Origin of the sequence: Cupriavidus sp. 2TAF22 (assembly GCF_052115045.1) — a bacterium.
Taxonomy (GTDB): domain Bacteria; phylum Pseudomonadota; class Gammaproteobacteria; order Burkholderiales; family Burkholderiaceae; genus Cupriavidus.
In genome coordinates this window covers 1-14,741 of record NZ_JBFRFX010000018.1, presented here as the reverse complement: position 1 = coordinate 14,741, position 14,741 = coordinate 1, and the positions used below count along the sequence as shown (strand labels likewise).

Genomic DNA, 14,741 nt, shown 5'->3' with positions numbered 1-14,741 from the left:
TCCGGACCGATGTGGCGGCCGCGGCCGCCCGGTCCGGCAAACGCTTTCTTGCATCCATCGATCGTTAGCCTACTCAGGAGATAGACATGACCATCAAGATCGGCATCAACGGCTTCGGCCGCATCGGGCGCATGGTGTTCCGCGCCGCCGCCGCCAACTTCAAGGAAATCGAAGTGGTCGGCATCAACGACCTGCTCGAGCCTGACTACCTGGCGTACATGCTGAAGTACGACTCGGTGCATGGCCGCTTCGACGGCGAAGTGTCGGTCGACGGCAATACCCTGGTCGTCAACGGCAAGAAGATCCGCCTGACCGCGGTCAAGGATCCGTCCGAGCTGAAGTGGGGCGAGATCGGCGCCGACGTGGTGATCGAGTCCACCGGCATCTTCCTGACCAAGGAAGGCGCGCAGAAGCACATCGACGCTGGTGCCAAGAAGGTCATCATGTCGGCGCCGTCCAAGGACGACACCCCCATGTTCGTGTACGGCGTGAACCACGAGACGTACAAGGGCGAGGCGATCATCTCCAACGCCAGCTGCACCACCAACTGCCTGGCGCCCGTGGCCAAGGTGCTGAACGACAAGTGGGGCATCAAGCGCGGCCTGATGACCACCGTGCACGCCACCACCGCCACGCAGAAGACCGTCGATGGCCCGTCCAACAAGGACTGGCGCGGTGGCCGCGGCATCCTGGAAAACATCATCCCGTCGAGCACCGGCGCCGCCAAGGCCGTGGGCGTGGTGATCCCCGAGCTGAACAAGAAGCTGACCGGCATGTCGTTCCGCGTGCCGACCTCCGACGTGTCGGTGGTCGACCTGACCGTCGAGCTGGAAAAGGGCGCAACCTACGCCGAGATCTGCGCCGAAATGAAGGCACAGAGCCAGGGCGCGCTCAAGGGCGTGCTGGGCTACACCGAAGACAAGGTGGTCGCCACGGACTTCCGCGGCGATGCACGCACCTCGATCTTCGATGCCGAAGCCGGCATCGCGCTGGACGCGACCTTCGTCAAGGTCGTGAGCTGGTACGACAACGAGTGGGGCTATTCCAACAAGGTGCTGGAAATGGCCCGCGTGGTGGCCAAGTAAGCTGTAAGGCTGCCTGCGCCGGCAGGAAGTAGGCGCCGCCGTGGTCCGGGGTTTGCGGATCATCATGCTCGCTTCCTGCCGGCAATTCCGGCGATCGTGCGCTGGGGCGTGGCCGGCGATGCCAGTGGAAACGCTGTTCCGCTCCCGGCTTTGCTCTTACACTGATAAAGTGCTGGAAATACCAATGTGCAGCCTATGCAAGTGACCCATAATTCATTTGCAACTTCCAATCTAACCTGGGCGAGATCATGGTGAATGTGGATACCAAGCTTCTCGTGATTTTCACCGAGTTGCTGAGCAAGCGAAACGCGACCTATGTCGCGGAAAAAATGCACATGACCGCGCCCGCGGTATCGCATTCGCTGGGTCGCCTGCGCGAGATCTTCGACGATCCCCTTTTCATCCGCGTGCCGCACGGCCTGACGCCGACGCCGCGGGCCCTGGAGCTGGGCCCCAAGATCCGCGACATGCTCGACCTGTGGTCCTCGATCAACGAGGGCGACGCCGACAATTTCGATCCCGCCGTTGCCACTGGCACGCTCAATATCGGCTTCGCCGCCGAACTGGGCGATACGGTGTTCAACCGCTTCATCCTGCGCATCAAGCAACTGGCGCCGGAACTGCATATCAAGCTGGTCGAGTCCCACTCGTGGGAATCCGACGTGGCCGCCATGCGCGGCAACGAACTGGACCTGGCGTTCTCGCCGTTCCCGACCCGGCATCCCGAGATCGTGGAAGAGATGGTGACCTCGCTGAACCTCTGGGTTTGCGCGCGCAAGAACCATCCCGTACTCAAGGGCACCTGCACGCTGGAGCAATACCTCGACTGCGGCCACATCTTCATGGCGCATTCGGGTGGCAGCGGCCGTCCCGCGCCGTCGCTGATCCCGCTGGACTACGCCTTGCAGCAGCGCGGGCTCAAGCGCAACGCCACGCTGACGGTGCATTCGTGGCGCGCGCAGTCCGAGTTGGCGGCGCAGACCGACATGATCTTTACGGTCAATGCGCTGACCAAGGACATGGCCTGCGAGACCTACGGCCTCAAGGCCTTCCCGTTACCCGCCGAGCTCAATACCACGCTGGGCCTGAACATGTTCTGGCACCGCAGCCGCAACACCCATCCGATGCTGGTGTGGGCGCGCGGCCTGTTCCGCCAGGTCGTCGGCGAATTCGTCGGCGTGCCGGCCGCCGCGCGTGGCGGCCTGCATATCGTGGCCGAGCAGGACGAGCGCGAGACCTGAGCACAGCCCCGGGGGCGATTGCCCGAGGCAAAGAAAAACCGGCGCGGTGCGCCGGTTTTTTTTATGTTCGTCCGCGGCGGATGCAGTTACCGCCGGAAGGCCAGTGTCAGCGCTTGGGGCGGAACTGGCAGTCGTGCTTGGTGCAGTTGCCGTACAGGGACAGCGCGTGTTCCTGCAGCGCGAAGCCGCGCTCGCTGGCGATGCTCTGCTGGCGGCGCTCGATCTCGGAATCGTAGAATTCCTCCACGCGGCCGCAGTCGATGCAGACCAGGTGGTCGTGATGCTTGCCTTCGTTCAGTTCGAAGATGGCCTTGCCGGACTCGAAGTTGTTGCGTGAGAGCAGGCCTGCCTGCTCGAACTGGGTGAGAACGCGATAGACGGTTGCAAGGCCGATATCCATCTGTTCGCTGAGCAGGATGCGGTAAACATCTTCCGCGCTCAGGTGGCGCTGCTCGCTGGTCTGAAAGATCTCGAGGATCTTCAGGCGTGGAACGGTCGCTTTGAGACCGATATTTTTGAGGTCCGCCGGACTCGGCATGGGCGTGACTCCCTAGAGTACAATGTCTGGATTATTGAATCATAAGGGTTTTGGCGGTAAAAGTCGCCTCGGGGGTTGCCTGGGGCGCCGCCGGCTGCCCTAGGCTGCTCCCGCGATGATGCATCGCCCCAGCCGTCTCGTGGCAAACGCCGCGAGGGCCGGAATCGGCACTTTCCTCTCCCTTCTAGAAGCGAGATACATGCGTTCATTTCGTTCGTCCGCCATGCGTCCGACGCTGGTTACCTCTGTGCTGGCTGCTGCTCTGCTGACTGCAGCATGCTCCACTTACGACAATACGTCACGCAAAGTCGCCAACGCGATCACGCCGTACCGTATCAATATCGTGCAAGGCAACTTCGTCTCGCGCGAGGCCGTGTCCCAGCTGCGTGAAGGGATGACGCGCGACCAGGTCAAGTTCCTGCTCGGCACGCCGCTGCTGGCGGACGTCTTCCACGGCAATCGCTGGGATTACGTCTTCTCGTTCCGCCGCGGCAACACCCCGGTGGTGCAGCAGCGCCGCTACACGGTGTTCTTCGACGGCGACAAGCTGGCCAAGTTCGGCGGGGACGAACTCCCGTCCGAATACGAGCTGATCGCGGAAATCGACGGCTACAAGGCCATGCAGGCCAACCAGCGCCCGCTGCGCAAGGACATGGATGTGGTTGCGCCGGCTTCGGCGCCTGCCGCGGCGCCGGTGGATTCGACGGCCGCCGTTGCGCCGGGCGCAGCCAGCCCGTCCGTGCCTGCCGACACCGCGCCGGCAGGCGCTGCCGCGGCCCCCGCTGGCAGCGCGACCGCCGCCGGCAGCAAGTTGACCGAAGAATCGGCATCGGCGCCGGTAGCCGGCCCGAACTCCGCCAACTGAGCAGCCCGCAAGGCAGTCCGCCCGGCCGCCAGTGCAGGCGGCCAGGCGGGCTTGCCGACCCCCGAATACCGGCCGGCCTCACCGCCGGCTTTTTTATGATTGCTGACACGCCATGAATATCGCCATCGCAGGTGCCTCCGGCCGCATGGGCCGCATGCTGATCGAACACGTCCTCGCCACCGAAGGCGTGACCCTGTCGGGCGCGCTGGATGTGCCGGGCGCGCCGGCCCTGGGCCAGGACGCCGGGCTGGTGCTGGGCCGCAACACCGGAGTGACGATCACTTCCGACATCGAAGCGGCACTGGCCGGCGCCGATTGCCTGATCGATTTCACCCGCCCCGAGGGCACGCTGGCGCACGTCGCGGTGGCCGCGCGGCTCGGCGTCAAGATGGTGATCGGCACCACTGGCTTCGACGAAGCCGGCCGCGCCGCGCTGGCGGAGGCCGCCAAGCGCATCGGCGTGGTCTTCGCCGCCAATATGAGCGTTGGTGTCAATGCCACGTTCAAGCTGCTGGAAATGGCCGCCAAGCTGCTGTCCTCCGGCTACGACATCGAAGTCATCGAGGCGCATCACCGGCACAAGGTCGACGCGCCGTCCGGCACCGCCCTCGCGATGGGCGAAGTGGTGGCCAAGGCGCTGGGCCGCGACCTGAAGACCTGCGGCGTGTTTGCGCGCGAAGGCCATACCGGGCCGCGCGACCCCAACTCCATCGGCTTCGCCACCGTGCGCGGCGGTGATATCGTGGGCGACCACACCGTGATGTTCGCCGGCATCGGCGAGCGCATCGAGATCACCCACAAGTCGTCGAGCCGCCAGTCCTACGCCGACGGCGCGGTGCGCGCGGCGCGCTTCCTGGCCGACAAGCCCGCCGGCCTGTTCGACATGCAGGACGTGCTGGGCCTGAAGTAACGGGGCCCGCCGCGCCGTCTGCCCCGACGGTTATAATCGGCGTTTTCGGCATTCCAGCGCAGGCGGGCGCCGCAAGGCAGCCCGCCGCTTTTCTTTTCCACGCTTTGGCCCGCCAACGCGCTTCGCCCGCTGTCCTGAACATGCAAGACAAATACCTTCCCTCCGCCGTTGAACAAGCCGCCCAGCAACACTGGCAAGCGATCGATGCCTACCGCGTGACGGAGCAGGCGAAGCTGGCCGACGGCAGCGAGAAGCCCAAGTTCTATGCCTGCTCGATGCTGCCGTACCCGTCGGGCAAGCTGCATATGGGGCACGTGCGCAACTACACCATCAACGACGTGATGGCGCGCCAGCTGCGCATGACGGGACACAACGTGCTGATGCCGATGGGCTGGGACGCGTTCGGCATGCCCGCCGAAAACGCCGCGCTCAACAACGGCGTGGCGCCGGCGGCCTGGACCTACGACAACATCGCGTACATGAAGCGCCAGATGCAGTCGATGGGCCTGGCCATCGACTGGTCGCGCGAGGTCGCCACCTGCAGCCCGGACTACTACCGCTGGAACCAGTGGCTGTTCCTCAAGATGCTGGAAAAGGGCATCGCCTACCGCAAGACCGGCACCGTCAACTGGGACCCGGTCGACCAGACCGTGCTGGCCAACGAGCAGGTCATCGACGGGCGCGGCTGGCGCTCGGGCGCGCTGGTGGAGAAGCGCGAGATCCCGATGTACTACCTGCGCATCACCCAGTACGCCGAAGAGCTGCTGGGCGACCTCGATGGCCTGGGCTGGCCCGAGCGCGTCAAGATCATGCAGCAGAACTGGATCGGCAAGAGCGTCGGCGTGCGCTTCGCCTTCCCGCACGCGATTGCCGGCGATGACGGCAAGCTGATCGGCGACGGCAAGCTGTACGTGTTCACCACGCGCGCCGACACCATCATGGGCGTGACCTTCTGCGCGGTTGCCGCCGAGCATCCGCTGGCCACGCACGCGGCTGCCACCAACCCGGCGCTGGCTGCCTTCATCGACGAGTGCAAGCACGGCTCGGTGATGGAAGCCGACATGGCCACCATGGAAAAGAAGGGCATGCCCACCGGCCTGAAGGTGGTGCATCCGCTCACCGGCGAGCAGGTCGAGGTGTGGGTCGGCAACTACGTGCTGATGAGCTACGGCGACGGCGCCGTGATGGGCGTGCCCGCGCACGACGAGCGCGACTTCGCCTTCGCCAACAAGTACGGCCTGCCGATCAGGCAGGTCGTCGATGTGAAGGGCCAGCCCTTCTCCACCGAAGCCTGGCAGGAGTGGTACGGCGACAAGGAGCACGGCGTCTGCGTCCACAGCGGCAAGTACGACGGCCTGGCTTACCAGGCCGCGGTGGAGGCCATCGCCGCCGACCTCGGAGAGAAAGGCATCGGCGAGAAGAAGACCACCTGGCGCCTGCGCGACTGGGGCATCTCGCGCCAGCGCTACTGGGGCACGCCGATCCCGCTGATCCACTGCGAGGACTGCGGCGTGGTGCCGGTGCCCGAGCAGGACCTGCCGGTGGTGCTGCCCGAGGACCTGGTGCCGGACGGCACCGGCAACCCGCTGGCCAAGGATCCGCGCTTCCTCGCGTGCACCTGCCCGTCGTGCGGCAAGCCGGCGCGCCGCGAGACCGACACCATGGATACCTTCATCGATTCGTGCTGGTACTACATGCGCTATACCAGCCCGGACGCGGCTGCCATGGTCGATGGCCGCAACGATTACTGGATGCCGATGGACCAGTACATCGGCGGCATCGAACACGCCATCCTGCACCTGCTGTACGCCCGCTTCTGGACCAAGGTCATGCGTGACATGGGCCTGGTCAAGTTCGGCGAGCCGTTCACCAACCTGCTCACCCAGGGCATGGTGCTCAACGACACCTACTACCGCGAGGACGCGGCCGGCAAGAAGACCTGGTACAACCCGGCCGAGGTGGACGTCAGCACCGACGAGCGTGGCCGTCCGCTGGGCGCCGTGCTCAACGCAGACGGCCAGCCGGTGGTGATCGGCGGCGTGGAGAAGATGTCGAAGTCCAAGAACAACGGCATCGACCCGCAGGCGCTGATCGACCAGTATGGCGCCGACACCGCGCGCCTGTTCGTCATGTTCGCCGCGCCGCCCGAGCAGCAGCTCGAGTGGAGCGGCTCCGGCGTGGAAGGCGCGTCGCGCTTCCTGCGCCGCGTGTGGAACTACGGCCATGCCAATGCCGAGGCAATCGCGGCGGCCGGCAATGGCGCGCAGTATGGCGATGGCGACAGCACGCTGCGCCGCGAGCTGCACAGCGTGCTCAAGCAGGCCAACTACGACTACCAGCGCATCCAGTACAACACGGTGGTGTCCGCCACCATGAAGATGCTCAATGCGCTGGAAGACGCCAAGGCCGCCACCCCGGCCGCGCGCCGCGAAGGCTTCGGCATCCTGCTGCGCGTGCTGTATCCAGTGGTGCCGCACATTACCCACGGCCTGTGGCAGGAACTGGGCTACGCCACGCAGTACGGCGACCTGCTCGACGCTCCGTGGCCGCAGGTGGACGAGTCCGCCCTGGTGCAGAGCGAGCTCGAACTCGTGCTGCAGGTCAACGGCAAGGTACGCGGCAGCCTGACGGTGCCGGCCAGTGCCGACCGTGCCGCCATCGAGGCCATGGCCGCCGCCAGCGAGATCGTGGCCAAGTTCGCCGCCGGCGCCGCGCCGAAGAAGATCGTGGTGGTGCCGGGGCGTCTCGTCAACGTGGTGTTGTAAGACGCTGCCGCCAAGCTCATGCCCGTGACCAAGCCAACGAGGGAGTTGCCCGGTATGGATCGACAATCCGATCGACAAGCCGATCGACCGACCGACCGACAGGCCGACCGGCAGACGGATCGAAAGACGCCGGGTGAGCCCGTGCGGGGCCGCCGCATGGCCCTGGCGGCACTGCTGGCGGCCGGCCTGGTGGCCGGCTGCGGCTTTCACATGCGGGGCAACGCGGATTTCGTGTTCAAGAAGCTGTACCTGAGCATCCCGCCCAATACGCTGATGGGCTCGGACCTGCGCCGCGCCATCCGCAATGGCTCGGATACGCAGGTCGTGGCCGATCCCAAGGAAGCCGACGCGCTGCTGGACGTGCTGCAGGACACCCGTACCAAGACGGTGCTGTCGCTCACCACCACCGGCGTGGTGCGCGAATACCGCCTGACGCAACGCTTTACCTTCCGCCTGCGCGATGCCGGCGGCCAGGAACTGATCGCCCCGTCGCAACTGGTGCTCACGCGCGACCTGACCTACAACGAAGCCAACACGCTGGCCAAGGACTACGAAGAGCAACAGCTCTACCGCGACATGCAGCGCGATATCGTGCAGCAGCTGATCCGCCGGCTGGCCGCGGTCAAGGCGATCTGAGCCACGCCCGGCATGCAGCTCAAACTCGACGGACTCGACGCCCATCTGCGCCAGGCCAAGGGACGTGGCCTGGCGCCGCTCTACGTGGTGCACGGCGACGAACACCTGCTGGTGCTGGAGGCGGTCGACCGGCTGCGCCAGGCGGCACGCGAGTCTGGCTTCACCGAGCGCGAGGTGCTGTCCGCCGAGCGCGGCTTCAACTGGGGCCAGGTGGTCCAGGCGCAGCAATCGATGTCGCTGTTCGGTGACCGCAAGATCGTCGAGCTGCGCATTCCTTCCGGCAAGCCCGGCAAGGACGGCGGCGAAGCGCTGCGCGCGGTGGCGGCCCAGCCCTCGCCGGATGTCGTGATGCTGGTCACATTGCCGCGGCTGGATTTCGCCACGGCAAAGTCGGCCTGGTTCCAGGCACTCGAAGGCGCCGGCGTCTCGCTCAAGATCGATGCGGTCGACCGCACCCGCCTGCCGGCGTGGGTCGGCGAGCGGCTGGCACTGCAGCAGCAGCGCGTGGAGCCGGGCGAGCCGGGCCGGCGCGCGCTGCAGTTCGTCGCCGACAAGGTGGAGGGCAACCTGCTGGCGGCCCACCAGGAAATCCAGAAGCTGGGCCTGCTCTATCCGGCCGGCGCGCTGACGTTCGAGCAAGTGCACGATGCGGTGCTCAATGTGGCGCGCTACGACGTGTTCAAGCTATCTGAAGCGATGCTCGGCGGCGACGTGCCGCGCCTGGTGCGCATGCTCGAAGGGCTGCGCGGAGAAGGCCAGGCCACGGTGCTGGTGCTGTGGGCGCTGACCGAGGAAATTCGCGTATTATCCAAGGTCCGGCAAGGGTTGGCGGCAGGCAAGCCGATCGGCGTGCTGACCCGCGAACTGCGTATCTGGGGCCCGCGCGAGAAGCTGGTGCCACAGGCAGCACAGCGGCTTTCAACGGCGCAGCTCGAAAGCGCGCTCGCCATGGCCGCCCGGCTGGACCGCCAGGTCAAGGGCCTGCGCGCCGAGGGCATGCCGGCCGAACCCTGGGACGGCCTGCTGCAGCTGGCTTTGCTTATCGCCAGGTAGGTTGCGCGCCAGGTACGCCCTGCGCACCGCGCACGCGTTCCTGCCAGCCCATCGCCTGCAAAAAACACGCATTGAGGGCCGGTATCGCCCGGCCAGGACTATGAACGAGCTCGATCTCAAGCAATACATGGAACGCGTCGGCCAGCAGGCTCGCGCCGCTTCGCGCGCCATGGCGCGCGCCTCCACCGCCGACAAGAACCGCGCGCTGCTGATCATCGCCGCCGCCATCCGCCGCGATGCCGCGCACCTGAAGGCAGTCAATGCCGGCGATGTCGAGCGTGCCCGCGCCAACGGCCAGGACGCCGCCTTCATCGACCGCCTGACGCTGTCGGACAAGGCCATCGACACCATGGCCGCCGGTCTCGAGCAGATCGCCGCGCTGGCCGACCCGATCGGCGAGATCAGCAACATGAAGTTCCGTCCCACCGGCATCCAGGTGGGGCAGATGCGCGTGCCACTGGGCGTCATCGGCATCATTTACGAGTCGCGTCCCAATGTGACCATCGATGCGGCCGCGCTGTGCCTGAAGTCGGGCAACGCCACCATCCTGCGCGGCGGTTCCGAGGCCATCGGTTCCAATACCGCGCTGGCCGCGCTGGTGGCCGAGGGCCTGGCGGCCGCCGGCCTGCCGCAGCAGGCCGTGCAGGTGATCGAGACCACCGACCGCGCCGCGGTCGGCCGGCTCATCACCATGACCGAATACGTCGACGTGATCGTGCCGCGTGGCGGCAAGAGCCTGATCGCGCGCCTGATGGAAGAAGCGCGCGTACCGATGATCAAGCACCTCGACGGCATCTGCCACGTCTACATCGACGCCGACGCCGACCTGGACAAGGCCGTGCGCGTCTGTGACAACGCCAAGACCCAGCGCTACGCCCCCTGCAACACCATGGAGACGTTGCTGGTCGCCGCCGGCGTGGCCGCCGCCGCGCTGCCGCCGCTGTGCCGCATCTACCAGGAAAAGGGCGTCGAGCTGCGCGTGTGCGCCGCCACCCGCGCTACGCTGGAAGCCGCCGGCTTCACCGGCCTGGTCGACGCCACCGAGGAAGACTGGCGCCTGGAATACCTGGCGCCGGTGCTGGCGATCCGCACCGTGGCCGGGCTGGACGAGGCCATCGCGCACATCAACACCTACGGCTCGGCGCATACCGATTCCATCATCACCGAGAACTACAGCACCGGCATGCGCTTCCTGCGCGAAGTCGACTCGGCCAGCGTGATGATCAATGCCTCGACGCGCTTCGCGGACGGCTTCGAGTACGGCCTCGGTGCCGAGATCGGCATCTCCAACGACAAGCTGCACGCGCGCGGCCCGGTCGGGCTGGAAGGCCTCACTTCGCTGAAATACGTGGTGTTCGGGCACGGCGAGATCCGCACCTGAGTTCGGCCTGGCTGGCGGGCTGTCCCGCCGCCTGCCGGCGCCTGTCCGGCGCCTTTTCCGGCCCGGACGTGCCTTGCAGTCGTCACGCATCACGGTCATCGTCCTGGCCGCACCATCAACCCCACACAAGAAGCCAGATGCTCTGGGTCAAAGCGCTGCATATCGTCTTCGTCGTCTCCTGGTTTGCCGGCCTGTTCTACCTGCCGCGCATCTTCGTCAACCTCGCCATGGAGACCGACGCCGCCGGCGTGCAGCGGCTGTTGCTGATGGCGCGCAAGCTCTATCGCTTCATGACCATGCTGGCGGTGCCGGCGCTGGTGTTCGGCCTGTGGCTCTATCTCGGCTACGGCATCGGGCGCGGCCCGGGGCAGGGCTGGATGCACGCCAAGCTGGCGCTGGTGCTGGTGCTGATCGGCTATCACCACGGCTGCGGCGTGCTGCTGAAGAAGTTCGAGGGCGGGCGCAACACGCGTTCGCATACCTTCTACCGCTGGTTCAACGAATTGCCGGTGCTGGTGCTGCTGGCGGTGGTGATCCTGGTGGTGGTCAAGCCGTTCTGAGCCGACCGGCGTGAAACGCAGGGGAAGCCGCGCGGCGGCCGCAAGCACGGCGCGGCGTTTTCCCGTATTGTTCCCGGTTCGGTTTCCGGATCGCTGTTCGCATTGCCGTTTTCCCCACAGTCCAAGGCGCTGTTGACGCGCGCCGCCCCCGTCCAGAGGACATGATGAGCAAGCAGGTCGACTACTATCTTTCCCCGCAATCGCCGTTCGTCTACCTTGGGCACGCACGCTTCACCGCGCTCGCGGCCAAGTACGGCGTGCAGGTCAATCTCAAGCCCAGCGACCTGGGCAAGGTGTTTTCGGTCTCGGGCGGACTGCCGCTGGCGCAGCGCCCGCCCCAGCGCCAGGCCTACCGGCTGGTGGAACTGGCCCGCTGGAGCGAATTCCTGGGCCTGCCGCTGAACCTGCACCCGACCTATTTCCCGGTGTCCGGCGACGCCGCCAGCAAACTGATCATCGCCGTGCAGCTGGCGCACGGCACCGCGCGCGCCATGGAGCTGGTCGGCGCGATCGGCCGCGCCCTGTGGGCCGAGCAGCGTAATATCGCCGACGCCCCCACGCTGGTCCAGCTTGCCGACGGCATCGGCCTGGATGGCGCCGCGATGCTCAAGGCCAGCGAGGCCCAGGCCGTGCAGGCGGACTACGCCCAGCACACCCAGGATGCGATCTCCGCCGGTGCCTTCGGCGCGCCATGGTTCGTCTACGAAGGCCAGTCGTACTGGGGCCAGGATCGCCTGGACTTCCTCGAGCGCGCCTTCGCGGCTGGCTGAAGCCCCGCGGCGCGGTACACTGCGCGCTATCCGACCCCGTCCGCCACGGCGGACGTTTTTGTTTGCAGGAATACCCAATCCATGTCCCAAGCCTTCTTTGCCCCTTGCCCGCGCGGTCTGGAAAGCGCGCTCGCCGAAGAGCTGCGCGAAATCGCAGCCCGGCCCGGCATGGCCGCGCTCGCGCCGTTCCAGGTCCATCGCGAGATGCCGGGCGGCGTCACGTTCTCGGGCGAGATGGTGGCGGCCTACGCAGTAAACCTGCATTCGCGCATTGCCAGCCGCGTGCTCATGCGCGTGGCCGCACGCGGCTACCGCCGCGAGGACGATATCTACGACCTGGCGCGCGGCCAGCGCTGGGAACAATGGTTCTCGCCAGACGAGACATTGCGGGTGGACGTGACGGCACACCGCTCGCCGCTGCAGAGCCTGAACTTCATCGGGCTGCGCGTGAAGGACGGGGTGTGCGACGCCATGCGCGAGCGTCTCGGCGCGCGGCCCAGCGTGGATACCGTCAGTCCCGATGTGCGCATTTATGCCCACCTGACCGAGCACGACGTCACGCTCTATCTCGACACCTCCGGCGAGCCGCTGTTCAAGCGCGGCTGGCGCATGGAGAAGGGCGAGGCGCCACTGAAGGAAAACCTTGCCGCCGGCATCCTGCGCCTGGCCGGCTGGGTGCCGGGCCAGACCGAACAACCCTTCTACGATCCGATGTGCGGCAGCGGCACCTTCCTGGTGGAGGCGACCCAGGTCGCCCTGGGCATCGCGCCGGGCGCCGGGCGCAGCTTCGCCTTCGAATGGCTCAAGGGCGCCGATACGCGCGGCTGGCAGGCCCTGAAGGCGGCCGCACAGGCGGACATCGAGGCCGCGCGCGCGCGCGCCGTGGCAGAGCCGCTGGAGATTGCCGGCAGCGATATTTCCACCGACCTGCTGTCGATGACCGAAGCCAACTGGCAACGCGCCGGCCTGCCCGGCGAGCCGCAGCTCAAGCAGGTGGACGCGCGCTTTGCGCAGCCGCCGTTCGCGACGCCGGGCATGTTGCTGATGAACCCGCCCTACGGGGAGCGGATCGCCGTGCGCGGCGAGCGCCGCCGCCCGCTGGAGGAGGCGCCCGACAATGGGGTCGAGGACGAGGCCGCCAACCAGTTTGCCAGCGCCTTTGCCACCACGCTGAAGCAGAATTTCGCCGGCTGGCAGGCCTGGATCTTCACCGGCGACCTCGGCCTGCCGCGTCGGCTGCGGCTCAAGGAGTCGCGCCGCACGCCCCTCTACAACGGCAATATCGAATGCCGGCTGTTCCGTTTCGACATGGTGCGTGGCGGCAATCGCAGCAACAACGGCAACGGCGACAGCGGCGCGGCTTCGGCCTGACGCCCCGCGCAGAGGGTGGTAGCAGGGATGAGGGCAGGGGGGATCCCCTGCCGCCCGTGATGCCGTGTGCCGCTGCCTGCGGCGGCCTGGCGCCGGATCAGTGTCCGCGGCCGGTGATGCGCTCGGGTTCCCGGGCGAAGTCCTTCAGGAAGTCCTGGAAGCTGACGATGGGTTCCTGCAGCAGGTGGCGCGGCAGGTCGAACAGCGCGTAGAAATAATCCTCGCGGCCGGCGCAATGCTCGGCCGGCAGGCAGTACTGCTCCCAGTCGATGCAGGCCGGCGTGTACATGCCGTTACCGGGCCAGAAGAAGGGCACGATGCGGCCCTCGCGCAGGCCTTCGATCAGTGCCGCGGGCGCGTCGTAGGCCTCGGCCGACTCCACCTGGTTCATCAGCCCGGCCCGCGTCTCGATCACCATCAGCGTGGCATGCCCCTGCGCCGTCAGCATCAGGATGCCGGCCGGGTTGGGGTAAAGGTAGTACTCCACGAAGCCATAGCGCGCTGTGATCTGGCGCACCCGGTCGCAGATCACCGGATCGGACAGGAAGGAAAACGAATGCCGCGTCAGCAGGTCGCGCAGCGTGCGCGACAGCGTGGCGAAATACTGCTGCTGCAACGCATCGATCTCCTGGTCCAGCCGCTCCACCATATTGCTGTCGTGCTTCTTGACGTAGCGGTCGATCAGGCCGTGATTGAAGCCTTGCACGGCAATGCTCTCGTCCGCGGTGCCGGTCAGCAGGATGGTCTTGCACGGCAGGTCCTGCAGCGCCTGGCAGAACTCCAGGCCGTTCATCTGCGGCATCGAATAATCGACCACGATCACGCCCGGCTGCACGTAGCGGTTGATGTCGTGGATCTGCCGGTAGATGCGGTCGATATCGAGCTGCACGGTACGCCGCTCGGTCAGGAAAGTCAGGTCATCGTGCGTCACCCGCACCGGCAGGAAACCGGTGAAGCGCGCGTAGGTGTCGCGGATCCACTGCAGCGCCTCGCGCGGGTCGGTGAAGGTCACCACCGGCCGCGACGGATCCATCTGGAACGCCAGGCTGTCGATAAACGACTTGCTGTCGTCGACGAGCACCGTCAGGATCGGGTGGTGGAAGACCGACAGATTCCTGTCCTGGGGGTTGAATGTCATGTTGCGTTCGGCTTGAGCGTCTCTCGGACACTTCGGGCGGGTGGGTTCGGCGCGGCAGGGGACGGACCTGTGCGGCCGGGCCGGTGGCGGATCGGCCCGCGAACACTCCGTGGCCGAAGACCGGAACCAGTATAGCGCGCTCGCGCCCCCGCGCAACCGCAGTGCGGCGGGGTTGAAGGAGGGGGGTGACGCCGGGGCGTGGCGCGTGTGGCGTGCGGGCAGCGGCGCCGGGCACGGGCGTGGCCCGCGCCCGGCGCCCTGGCGTGCTCAGTCGACGGCCTTGCCCATGTCCTCGACCACCTTCTTGGCGTCGCCGAACACCATCATGGTCTTGTCCATGTAGAACAACTCGTTGTCGAGACCGGCATAGCCGGCCGCCATCGAGCGCTTGTTCACGATGATGGTCTTGGCCTTGTAGGCTTCCAGGA

At 66.6% G+C, this 14,741-nt stretch carries 14 protein-coding genes; 11 read left to right on the top strand and 3 right to left on the bottom strand.

Features of this window, described 5'->3' with window-relative positions:
- Nucleotides 1–86 precede the first annotated feature (86 nt).
- Both gap and AB4Z48_RS21600 read left to right on the top strand, forming a co-directional pair.
- Complete coding sequence (gene gap / locus AB4Z48_RS21605; protein ID WP_441617688.1) at nucleotides 87–1,085, top strand: type I glyceraldehyde-3-phosphate dehydrogenase; 999 nt, start codon at nucleotides 87–89, stop codon at nucleotides 1,083–1,085.
- A gap of 248 nt (nucleotides 1,086–1,333) precedes the next feature.
- Nucleotides 1,334–2,326 carry a LysR family transcriptional regulator gene (locus AB4Z48_RS21600; RefSeq protein WP_441617686.1) on the top strand — a complete coding sequence of 331 codons (993 nt, stop codon included), beginning with the start codon at nucleotides 1,334–1,336 and terminating at the stop codon, nucleotides 2,324–2,326.
- 106 nt (nucleotides 2,327–2,432) lie between these two features.
- Here the strand turns inward: AB4Z48_RS21600 and fur are convergent, their stop codons facing one another.
- Nucleotides 2,433–2,864: a ferric iron uptake transcriptional regulator gene (gene fur, locus AB4Z48_RS21595; protein WP_441617684.1), complete on the bottom strand. Its 432-nt coding sequence runs from the start codon at nucleotides 2,862–2,864 to the stop codon at nucleotides 2,433–2,435.
- A gap of 199 nt (nucleotides 2,865–3,063) precedes the next feature.
- On the opposite strand from fur, the gene AB4Z48_RS21590 reads away from it, so the two are divergent.
- From AB4Z48_RS21590 to AB4Z48_RS21550, 9 genes are all read left to right on the top strand, one after another.
- Nucleotides 3,064–3,729 (top strand): outer membrane protein assembly factor BamE, encoded by a 666-nt coding sequence (locus AB4Z48_RS21590; RefSeq protein WP_441617682.1) that lies wholly within the window; start codon nucleotides 3,064–3,066, stop codon nucleotides 3,727–3,729.
- A 112-nt stretch (nucleotides 3,730–3,841) separates the two neighbouring features.
- A complete protein-coding gene (gene dapB, locus AB4Z48_RS21585) occupies nucleotides 3,842–4,639 on the top strand; it encodes a 4-hydroxy-tetrahydrodipicolinate reductase (protein WP_441617680.1) in 798 nt (265 codons plus the stop codon).
- A gap of 140 nt (nucleotides 4,640–4,779) precedes the next feature.
- Entirely contained in the window at nucleotides 4,780–7,404 is a 2,625-nt protein-coding gene (leuS, locus tag AB4Z48_RS21580; RefSeq protein WP_441617678.1) for a leucine--tRNA ligase, read from the top strand.
- Nucleotides 7,405–7,560: 156 nt separating this feature from the next.
- A complete protein-coding gene (locus AB4Z48_RS21575; protein ID WP_441617676.1) occupies nucleotides 7,561–8,040 on the top strand; it encodes an LPS-assembly lipoprotein LptE in 480 nt (159 codons plus the stop codon).
- Nucleotides 8,041–8,052: 12 nt separating this feature from the next.
- The gene (gene holA / locus AB4Z48_RS21570) at nucleotides 8,053–9,093 is read left to right on the top strand and encodes a DNA polymerase III subunit delta (RefSeq protein WP_441617674.1); all 1,041 of its coding nucleotides are present in this window, start codon (nucleotides 8,053–8,055) and stop codon (nucleotides 9,091–9,093) included.
- 100 nt (nucleotides 9,094–9,193) lie between these two features.
- On the top strand, nucleotides 9,194–10,474 hold the full coding sequence (locus AB4Z48_RS21565) for a glutamate-5-semialdehyde dehydrogenase (RefSeq protein ID WP_441617672.1): 1,281 nt from the start codon (nucleotides 9,194–9,196) through the stop codon (nucleotides 10,472–10,474).
- 137 nt (nucleotides 10,475–10,611) lie between these two features.
- Nucleotides 10,612–11,034, top strand: a complete 423-nt coding sequence (locus AB4Z48_RS21560; RefSeq protein ID WP_441617670.1) for a CopD family protein — start codon at nucleotides 10,612–10,614, stop codon at nucleotides 11,032–11,034.
- A 164-nt stretch (nucleotides 11,035–11,198) separates the two neighbouring features.
- A complete protein-coding gene (locus AB4Z48_RS21555) occupies nucleotides 11,199–11,804 on the top strand; it encodes a 2-hydroxychromene-2-carboxylate isomerase (RefSeq protein ID WP_441617913.1) in 606 nt (201 codons plus the stop codon).
- Between the two features lie 81 nt (nucleotides 11,805–11,885).
- Complete coding sequence (locus AB4Z48_RS21550; protein ID WP_441617668.1) at nucleotides 11,886–13,175, top strand: THUMP domain-containing class I SAM-dependent RNA methyltransferase; 1,290 nt, start codon at nucleotides 11,886–11,888, stop codon at nucleotides 13,173–13,175.
- Between the two features lie 97 nt (nucleotides 13,176–13,272).
- Here AB4Z48_RS21550 and AB4Z48_RS21545 read toward each other — a convergent pair whose 3' ends face one another.
- Nucleotides 13,273–14,313: a response regulator gene (locus AB4Z48_RS21545; RefSeq protein ID WP_441617666.1), complete on the bottom strand. Its 1,041-nt coding sequence runs from the start codon at nucleotides 14,311–14,313 to the stop codon at nucleotides 13,273–13,275.
- Nucleotides 14,314–14,580: 267 nt separating this feature from the next.
- A partial coding sequence (locus tag AB4Z48_RS21540; RefSeq protein WP_441617911.1) for an NAD(P)(+) transhydrogenase (Re/Si-specific) subunit beta occupies nucleotides 14,581–14,741 on the bottom strand: 161 nt, incomplete at its 5' end.